Origin of the sequence: Thermosynechococcus sp. (genome assembly GCF_046299635.1) — a bacterium.
Lineage (GTDB): Bacteria > Cyanobacteriota > Cyanobacteriia > Thermosynechococcales > Thermosynechococcaceae > Thermosynechococcus.
Genome location: NZ_JBKBHV010000011.1, coordinates 65,073 through 73,481, shown reverse-complemented (window position 1 = coordinate 73,481; position 8,409 = coordinate 65,073). Strand labels below are relative to the sequence as shown.

General features: G+C 52.7%; 8 protein-coding genes. 7 read left to right on the top strand and 1 reads right to left on the bottom strand.

The features are described from left to right. Nucleotides 1-523 precede the first annotated feature (523 nt). The 5 genes from ACK4IR_RS06665 to ACK4IR_RS06645 all read left to right on the top strand — a co-directional run bounded on the left by ACK4IR_RS06665 (nt 524) and on the right by ACK4IR_RS06645 (nt 5,966). Nucleotides 524-2,353, top strand: a complete 1,830-nt coding sequence (locus ACK4IR_RS06665; protein ID WP_409873556.1) for an NAD(P)H-quinone oxidoreductase subunit F — start codon at nt 524-526, stop codon at nt 2,351-2,353. Between the two features lie 5 nt (nt 2,354-2,358). After that, nucleotides 2,359-3,834 carry an NADH-quinone oxidoreductase subunit M gene (locus ACK4IR_RS06660; protein WP_409873567.1) on the top strand — a complete coding sequence of 492 codons (1,476 nt, stop codon included), beginning with the start codon at nt 2,359-2,361 and terminating at the stop codon, nt 3,832-3,834. Beyond that, nucleotides 3,831-4,973, top strand: a complete 1,143-nt coding sequence (locus tag ACK4IR_RS06655; protein ID WP_409873555.1) for a CO2 hydration protein — start codon at nt 3,831-3,833, stop codon at nt 4,971-4,973. The genes ACK4IR_RS06660 and ACK4IR_RS06655 overlap by 4 nt, the downstream gene beginning before the upstream one ends. 103 nt (nt 4,974-5,076) lie before the next feature. After that, nucleotides 5,077-5,613 (top strand): phycobiliprotein lyase, encoded by a 537-nt coding sequence (locus tag ACK4IR_RS06650; RefSeq protein WP_409873553.1) that lies wholly within the window; start codon nt 5,077-5,079, stop codon nt 5,611-5,613. Further along, on the top strand, nt 5,613-5,966 hold the full coding sequence (locus ACK4IR_RS06645; protein WP_409873552.1) for a VOC family protein: 354 nt from the start codon (nt 5,613-5,615) through the stop codon (nt 5,964-5,966). Before ACK4IR_RS06650 ends, ACK4IR_RS06645 begins: the two co-directional genes overlap by 1 nt. Here ACK4IR_RS06645 and sfsA read toward each other — a convergent pair. Continuing rightward, a complete protein-coding gene (gene sfsA, locus ACK4IR_RS06640; protein WP_409873550.1) occupies nt 5,963-6,688 on the bottom strand; it encodes a DNA/RNA nuclease SfsA in 726 nt (241 codons plus the stop codon). The genes ACK4IR_RS06645 and sfsA overlap by 4 nt on opposite strands. 348 nt (nt 6,689-7,036) lie before the next feature. On the opposite strand from sfsA, the gene ACK4IR_RS06635 reads away from it, so the two are divergent. Continuing rightward, on the top strand, nt 7,037-7,372 hold the full coding sequence (locus ACK4IR_RS06635; protein ID WP_409873548.1) for a rubredoxin: 336 nt from the start codon (nt 7,037-7,039) through the stop codon (nt 7,370-7,372). Further along, nucleotides 7,362-8,405, top strand: a complete 1,044-nt coding sequence (locus ACK4IR_RS06630) for a photosynthesis system II assembly factor Ycf48 (protein ID WP_409873546.1) — start codon at nt 7,362-7,364, stop codon at nt 8,403-8,405. Before ACK4IR_RS06635 ends, ACK4IR_RS06630 begins: the two co-directional genes overlap by 11 nt. Nucleotides 8,406-8,409 lie beyond the last annotated feature (4 nt).

The window sequence follows — 8,409 nt, the reverse complement described above, 5'->3', positions numbered from 1 at the left end:
GAATCAATCAAGTTAGGAAGATGGATTTCGGCATTGTAGGTTGCTGTAACAATACTAAGACTTGGTTGCATTACGCCTTATCCCCGGAAGAGTACAAAGTGGCTATAAGTTGGTAGGTTAGCACAGTATCTATAGTTATTGCTAGATCTGATGTTCCAAGACATGCCTCAGGCTGGCGAAGACTTTTGAATGTTCTCTAGCGCTGATCGGCATTCTTGATGTATAGTGATTTGCTGACATCGGAATTCAGTGTACAGCTCTAGCTCAAAAAGACTGGTCAAGTCCTCGTTGTCTAATAGGTCTAATAGGGTTAATAGTTTGGGCTGGCGTGCTCAGACTAGGGAAATGCCACCATCAGGACACTTTTTCAGAGGAGCGATCGCTCCCCTTGGCGTATGTTTCCCAGACTAAACTCTTTTCCCATGATTAATTTAGCTCAAAACTGCTGCGGAGCGCCAGCCTGTAAAATACACAACAAGAGCATTATCGCAAACGTCCTCAAGCGCCAAGGTTCATTTTTGCCATGCCACAGTCACTGCTGGAAACCAGTTGGTGGGTGCCCTGTTATGGGTTGGTGGGTGCAGCCCTGACATTGCCTTGGGCCACCGGCTTTGTGCGGCGCACCGGTCCTCGCCCTGCGGCCTACTTTAACCTATTCATGACTTTTGCTGCCTTTATTCATGGCTTCTTCTTATTGCAACAAACGCGCAGTGGCGCCACCACAACAATTGTTTGGCATTGGCTGCAAGCGCCGGGTTTAGACCTGTCCTTTTCCATTCTGGTGAATAGCGTCACCACTGGCGCCATGGAATTGGTGACGGGTCTGAGTATCTTGGCACAGATTTTTGCCCTAGGTTACCTTGAAAAGGATTGGGGCATGGCGCGTTTTTTTGCCTTGATGGGCTTTTTTGAAGCGGCTCTCAGTGGCATTGCCATCAGTAACTCGCTCCTGCTCAGCTATGGCCTCTTGGAGATGCTGACGCTCTCGACGTATTTGCTCGTGGGCTTTTGGTATGCTCAGCCGCTGGTAGTCAAAGCGGCGCGGGATGCGTTTCTTACAAAGCGAGTGGGGGATATTCTGCTGCTGATGGGGGTGGTGGCGGTCGGCAGCTTGGCGGGGAGTTACGACTTTCCCGATCTCTATGAGTGGGCAGAGCAGGTCAACCTTCCGCAGGGTTGGGGCTTTTTGCTGGGCTTGGCCTTAATTGCCGGGCCGACGGGGAAATGTGCTCAAGTGCCTTTGCACCTCTGGCTCGATGAAGCGATGGAAGGGCCAAACCCTGCCTCCATCATGCGCAACTCGGTGGTGGTGGCAGCGGGAGCCTATATCCTGATTAAGCTGCAACCGATTTTGGTGGCTTGTCCGGGGGCGAATGTAGTGTTGATCCTCATTGGGGCAGTGACAGCTATCAGTGAATCCCTTGTCTCTATTGCCCAAATTGACATTAAGCGAGCACTGTCTCACTCGACCAGTGCGTATCTGGGACTGGTGTTTATTGGTGTGGGTACGAATTGGACGGATTTTGCCCTGTTTGTATTGCTGACCCACGCGATCGCCAAGGCACTGCTGTTTATGAGTATTGGGAATGTGATTATGACCACCAACTGTCAAGATTTGACGGAATTGGGTGGACTAGGAGGACGGATGCCGGCCACGAGCTTGGCCTTTGTTATCGGGGGCTTATCCTTGATCGGCTGCTTCCCCTTGGGTGCCTTTTGGTCGTTCTATCGCGGCATTGACTACTACTGGCAGACGATGCCTTGGCTGGTGGGTTTGATTTTGGTGGTCAATGTGCTGACCGCTGTCAACCTGACCCGTGTCTTTCGCTTGGTCTTCCTAGGCCCTCCTCAACCCAAAACCCGCCGTGCTCCTGAGGTGCCTTGGCCTCTGGCAGTGCCGATGGTGACCTTGACTATTTTGAATGTGCTGGTGCCCTTTATCTTGCAGCGGGTGCGGTTGCTGCCGACAACGATTGACTGGGGGATGGTAGCGCTCTTGGTGGTGTCTGGGGGTGCAGGGATTCTTTTAGGTGGCTTTGTGACCCTCAAGCGCAGCTGGACGCGCTCTATCAAGGTGCCTCTGCGCTTTGTCCAAGATCTGCTGGCGTATGATTTATACATCGAGGAGCTGTACCGTTACACCGTCGTTTGGTCGGTGCGATCGCTCTCGCAGTTGAGCGCTTGGGTGGATCGCCACATTGTGGATCGAATGGTGAATGCCACGGGTGTAGCTTCCCTTGTCGGCGGTGAGTTGCTGAAGTACAGTGCCAGCGGTCAATCCCAAGCCTATTTGCTGCTGGTGTTTATCGGTGTGGCGATTCTCGGGGGGGCGATCGCGTGGCTGGTTCTGTAATGCCGCTGTTGAGTTTTCTCCTCTGGGTGCCCTTACTGGGTGCCGTTGGCTTGAGCCTGTTGCCCGCCGCGAGTTTGGGTCGCACCTACCGCAGTTTAGCCGCCGTGGTGATGGCGATCGCCCTTGTGGTCAGTCTTGCGATCGCCCGCCTGTTTGATCCGAGTAATGCAGCGCCGCAATTGACAGAGGTGATTCCGTGGCTAGAGCCATTGGGCTTGAGCTATCGCCTGAGTGTGGATGGCCTCTCGCTGCCGCTGTTGGTCTTGAATAATTTCCTGACCCTGATGGCGTTGTTGGCCACTTCTGATCCTCTGCCCCGCCCTCGCTTGTATTACCCACTGGTTTTGCTGTTAAATGCGGGCGTGAGTGGCGCCTTTTTGGCCGACAATTTGCTGCTCTTTTTCCTCTTTTACGAATTGGAGTTGATTCCCCTTTACCTCTTAATTGCTATTTGGGGTGGGGCACGGCGCAGTTATGCAGCCACCAAGTTTTTGATTTACACGGCACTTTCTGGGGTGCTGCTCCTAGCCGGCTTCCTCGGACTGGTATGGTTAGCCCATGCCCCTTCCTTTGACTTTGACCCCCGGTTATCAACCCTGCTGCCCTTGGGTTCCCAAGTGATCCTCTTGGGGCTGATTTTGGTAGGGTTTGGCATCAAGATTCCCCTAGTGCCCTTTCATACTTGGCTACCGGATGCCCACGTTGAGGCCTCGACGCCGATTTCCGTTCTTTTGGCGGGGGTACTCCTGAAACTGGGAACCTATGGGCTGGTGCGTTTTGGGGTGCAGTTATTCCCGCAGGCATGGCAGGTTTTGGCGCCTCTGTTGGCCACGTGGGCAGTGGTGAGTGTTCTCTACGGTTCGCTGATGGCGATCGCCCAAACCGATATGAAAAAAATGGTGGCCTACAGTTCCATTGGGCACATGGGGTTTGTGCTCTTGGCTACGGCCACCGCTACGCCGTTGAGTATTCTGGCAGCCATTGCCCAAATGATCAGCCATGGGTTAATTTCCGCCCTTCTCTTTTTGCTGGTGGGGGTGGTCTATGAAAAAACCGGCAGTCGCAATATTGAAGTACTGCGGGGATTGCTCAACCCTGAGCGGGGCTTGCCCCTGATTGGCAGCTTGATGATTGTCGGTGTCATGGCCAGCGGTGGCATCCCCGGTATGGTGGGCTTTGTGGCCGAGTTCCTAATTTTTCGCAGTAGTTTTCTTACCTATCCCGTCCAAACCCTCCTGTGTATGGTGGGCACAGGCCTAACGTCGGTGTATTTTCTCTTGCTGGTCAACCGCGTCTTTTTTGGCCAGCTGCCCCCCGAATTGAGTCAGTTGCCCCCTGTTGCTTGGGGCGATCGCCTGCCGAGCCTCCTATTAGCCACGCTAATCTTGATCTTAGGGATTATTCCCAACTGGCTGATTCACTGGAGCCAAACCACTGTCAGCCTTCTCACGACTGCCGTTGCTACGCTGCCCGCACCATGACCCTGATTACTGCTGCTCCAACCTCCTTACATCAAGACCTGCGTACCGCTATCCTAGAGCGTTTGCTCCACGGTCAAGCCCTGTTACCGGATACGCCAACCCATGTCATGGAAGTGGTAGGTATCCTCAAAAGCTATGGGGTAGTGCTCAAGGCCTATGCCGAAAATCTCTGCGACATTAGTGAGCGGCAGTTTCTTGTTCTCTTTCCCTTTTTCAAATACTTCAACGGCGAGATTACCCTTCCCAAGCTACTGCGCCACTGGTGGCACGACCGCATCAACTACGAATACGCTGAATACTGTATGCGTGCCATGATGTGGCATGGGGGTGGCGGTCTCGATGCTTTCTTGGACTCGGCAGAATTTCGCCAATTGGCGGGCAAGGCGATCGCCGCTAAACTGCGGGGCAATCCCCTCATGCAACTGGTGAACCGGCTTTTTCCAGAGTTTTTGCTGGAAATGGTGCGGATGCTTTGCTACTACAGTGGCCTAGGGCAGTTTTGGACGGTGATGTATCCCATCTTTCTCACTTTGAGCGATCGCTACGATGCAGGCGAGATCCACAGCATTCCCGATGTGGTGGATCACATTCGCGCCGGTCTGATTAGGGATGCCCATCGCCCCATTACTTACAGCGTCAAGATTCGCGGCCAAACCTACGAGATTCTCCCTGCGAGCGCCGGCCTGACCTTTTTACCCGACACCGCCATTCCCTACGTCGAAGCGGTGTTTGTGCGGGGCACGCCCTTCTTTGGCCTCATTTCCTTCAATGCCCAGGCCCAACAAATTTCCCGCGATCAAGCGGCGTTTGGCTATGGTGCTCTCTTTGCCGATCCAATTCCCACGGGTGCGGCCGGCATTCCCCCCACCCTGCTAATGCAGGATATGCGCCACTATCTTCCTCCCTATCTACTGGAGTTCTACCGCCGCCAAGGCCGAGGCGAAGACGATCTGCGGGTCAAAATCTGCCAAACCTTCCAAAAATCAATGTTTTGCGTCACTACGGCTGCAATCACTGCCCTTGCTCCCTATCCTTGGACCACCACCGACCCCCAAGAGCAAGCCGCCAATCGAGCCTTCTACGAAACATGGTTGGATCGCCTCGAAACCTCACGCCTCTGGAACGTGCAACTGAGCTAGGGCGATCGCGTACTAGAATCGTTTGGAAGGAATCCGAGGGACGGTGTACCCTAAGAAAAGACTAAAAATATGCTTCTTCTCCCCATTAGCAGTGTGCATAGGTATGGACATCCGCGACTTTTTCGCCCAAAGCGCTGGCCGCTGGTTTTCGCAACGTACCAGTCATCATTTGGCCTTTAAGCAAACTGAGTCAGGCAAGTCTCAGTTGACCATTGAATTACTGTCCGTGGACGATCCTGCAGTCATTGCCCTATGTCAGCAATACGACATGGATCCCGCTTGGGCAGTGTGTGGTGCACGGGTCAGTTGGGATGGCACGATGGAATGGGATAGCGAAAAGCACGAAGGCTCAACCGTACTAGTGCCGATCATGGATCAGGGATCGCGGATGGAAGGCAAACTGCTGCGGGAAATGGGGTATGCCGAAAAAGCACCGGTAGCGGGTCGCTTTAGCATGGGCAGCGATGGTGCCCTGACATTAATTACCGAATACGAAACCATGTATTCCGAAGAGCGGCTCTGGTTTGCCAGCCCTAACCTACGCCTGCGCACCAGTATTCTCAAGCGTTTTGGTGGCTTTAGCATGGCCTCCTTTTGCTCAGAAATTCGCCTAGGGGTCACTCAGCCCCCTAATTCTTGATGGTCTTTCTGCACGTTGCCATTAACGTCACGGATTTGGAGCGAGCTGCTGCCTTCTATGAGGGGTTGTTGAGTCTTACCCCCGTTGATCGCCCCCTGAACTTTCCCGGCCGCTGGTATCAAATCGGTACGGTGCAAATTCATCTGATCCAAGCCGAGAAGGTGGTAGATACCCACCAAGATGAGCGGTGGGGGCATAACCCCCACTTTGCCCTTGGGGTAAGCGATTTGGCCAGCCTTGAGCAACGCCTAACTACAGCCCAAATTCCCTTTCAACGCAGTGCTTCAGGACGGGCAGCGATCTTTGTGGCCGATCCCGATGGCAATCTGATCGAACTTAGTCAGGTGTCCTAGAGGACTAACTGAGCTGTGCCTAAAAACTGAATCCCTGTCGGCTCAACGGCAAAGCGGTAGGGCAAAATTTCCACCCCTTGGTGGTAGGCAGTGCGTAAGAGTTGTCCATAGGTGGGATCAGCACTGTCCCCCGGCGCAAAGCGATCGCAATCGCCGCGATTAATGAAGTAGAGCATACACACACGAATATCTGGCCGGGTTTGCCGTAGCCATTGCAGTTCCCGTAGATGCTTTTGGCCTCGGGTGGTCACCGCATCAGGAAACAGGGCTAAGCCCCCTTGCGCCCAAGTGGTGTTTTTTACCTCGACATAGGCAGGGGGCTGTTGGGGATGATCTGTCAGGTAAAAATCAATACGACTGCGCTCTTGACCATAGGCGACCTCTCGCTGCTGAGTGCCGTAGCCAGCCAGTTCCGGTAAGATTCCTGCTGCCAATGCTGAAGCAATCACCCGATTGGGCAAACTCGTATTCACCCCTACCCAAGTGCCATCCACAAAAATCATCTCCCACGTATAGGCCAGCTTGCGCTTGGGGTCAGCATGGTAGGAGACCTGTACGGGCGCACCCACTTGGCAAATCCCTGTCATTGGCCCTGTATTGGGACAGTGGGCTGTAATGCGATCGCCAGAAGTTAACTCAATCTCCGCAAAAAATCGCTGATAGCGACGACAGAGAATTCCTTTCTGTAGGGGTGGATAGTGCCAACACAACGTGGGAGTCACAGGCGAGCAGTAGAAAACACAAGCCCCTATTTTACCCCCAATAGTAAAATGCCAGCCTCCCTTAGCTTATATGGAAGCCAGCATTCTACGGAATATTAAAGGAGATTTAAGGTTAAGGTCTATATGGGCTGACCTCAATTGAATACCTCTATCATGGCGTCACTTTGCTGGAAAGGGGGACTTTCCTAATCTTTTCTTTATATTTATGTTACAGCGGTCTGATCTTTCGTTACATGCCTTAGACTCTCGTAGTATTGTCCTGAAAACTCCCCTATCGTTGTCACAAGAAACGCCCCTAAATCCCGTAACATTAAGATGTATGTCGCAAATCTTAAAAATTTCTGAGGTATGACCACCGAAACCACCGATGTTGCCCCCTTGGATCGGTTTGAGTGCCGTGCCTGCGGCTACATTTATGAACCCGCCAAGGGAGACGAGAATCGCTCGATTCCGCCGGGGACAGCCTTTGCTGATCTGCCTGTGAACTGGCGGTGTCCAGTGTGCAGTGCCCCGAAAAAGCAATTTAGCAACATAGGGCCTGTGGGATCCCCCTCAGGCTTCAAGGAAAATCTGAACTATGGCTTCGGTGTGAATCGCCTTACCCCCAGCCAAAAGAATATCCTCATTTTTGGTGGTCTTGCTCTTGCCGTTCTTTTTCTACTGAGTTTCTATAATGTTCGCTAAACAAATTGACATTCATTGGCAAAAAATGAAAGGAATTAAGTTCCTACATTGGCTACTAGTGACCGTTGTCCTCTGGGTGAACCTCAGTGCCTCTGCCCTTGCCATTCCGGCCTTGGACTATAACCCTTGGGAAGCGATCCAACTGCCAACAACCTCAACGATTCTCGATATGAGTTTTATTGACCGCAATCATGGTTGGTTGGTGGGTGCTAATGCTACACTCATGGAAACGCGCGACGCTGGCCAAACTTGGGAGCCGCGTACCTTGGTTTTAGATAATCCGGACTATCGCTTCAACAGCATTAGCTTTCAAGGCAACGAAGGCTGGATTGTCGGTGACCCACCAATTATGCTCCACACGACTGACGGCGGCCAGTCTTGGAGTCAAATTCCTCTCAATCCCAAACTCCCTGGCTCACCCCGCTTCATTAAAGCGTTGGGCAACGGCGCTGCGGAAATGATGACCGATGTCGGTGCGATTTACCGTACCAAAGATAGTGGCAAAAACTGGCAAGCATTAGTCCAAGAAGCCATTGGTGTCATGCGCAACCTCAACCGTTCTGCCTCGGGTGAGTATGTGGCCGTCTCTTCGCGGGGGAGTTTTTATTCCACTTGGGAACCAGGACAAACGGCATGGGAACCTCACAATCGCACCACCTCCCGTCGTGTCCACAATATGGGCTTTACCCCCGATGGTCGCCTCTGGATGATTGTCAATGGCGGTAAAATTGCTTTCTCTGATCCAGACAATTCGCAGAACTGGGGAGAACTGCTCAGCCCTCTGCGTCGTAATAGTGTCGGCTTTCTTGATCTTGCCTATCGCACACCCAATGAAGTATGGCTGGCGGGGGGTGCCGGGGTACTGCTGTGCAGCCAAGATGGGGGTCAAACGTGGCAGCAGGATGTGGACGTGAAAAAAGTCCCCTCCAACTTTTATAAAATTCTCTTTTTTAGTCCCGATCAAGGGTTCATCATTGGTCAGAAGGGAATCTTGCTGCGGTATGTGTCAGACTTGAGGACAGCTGCAATGTAGGTTT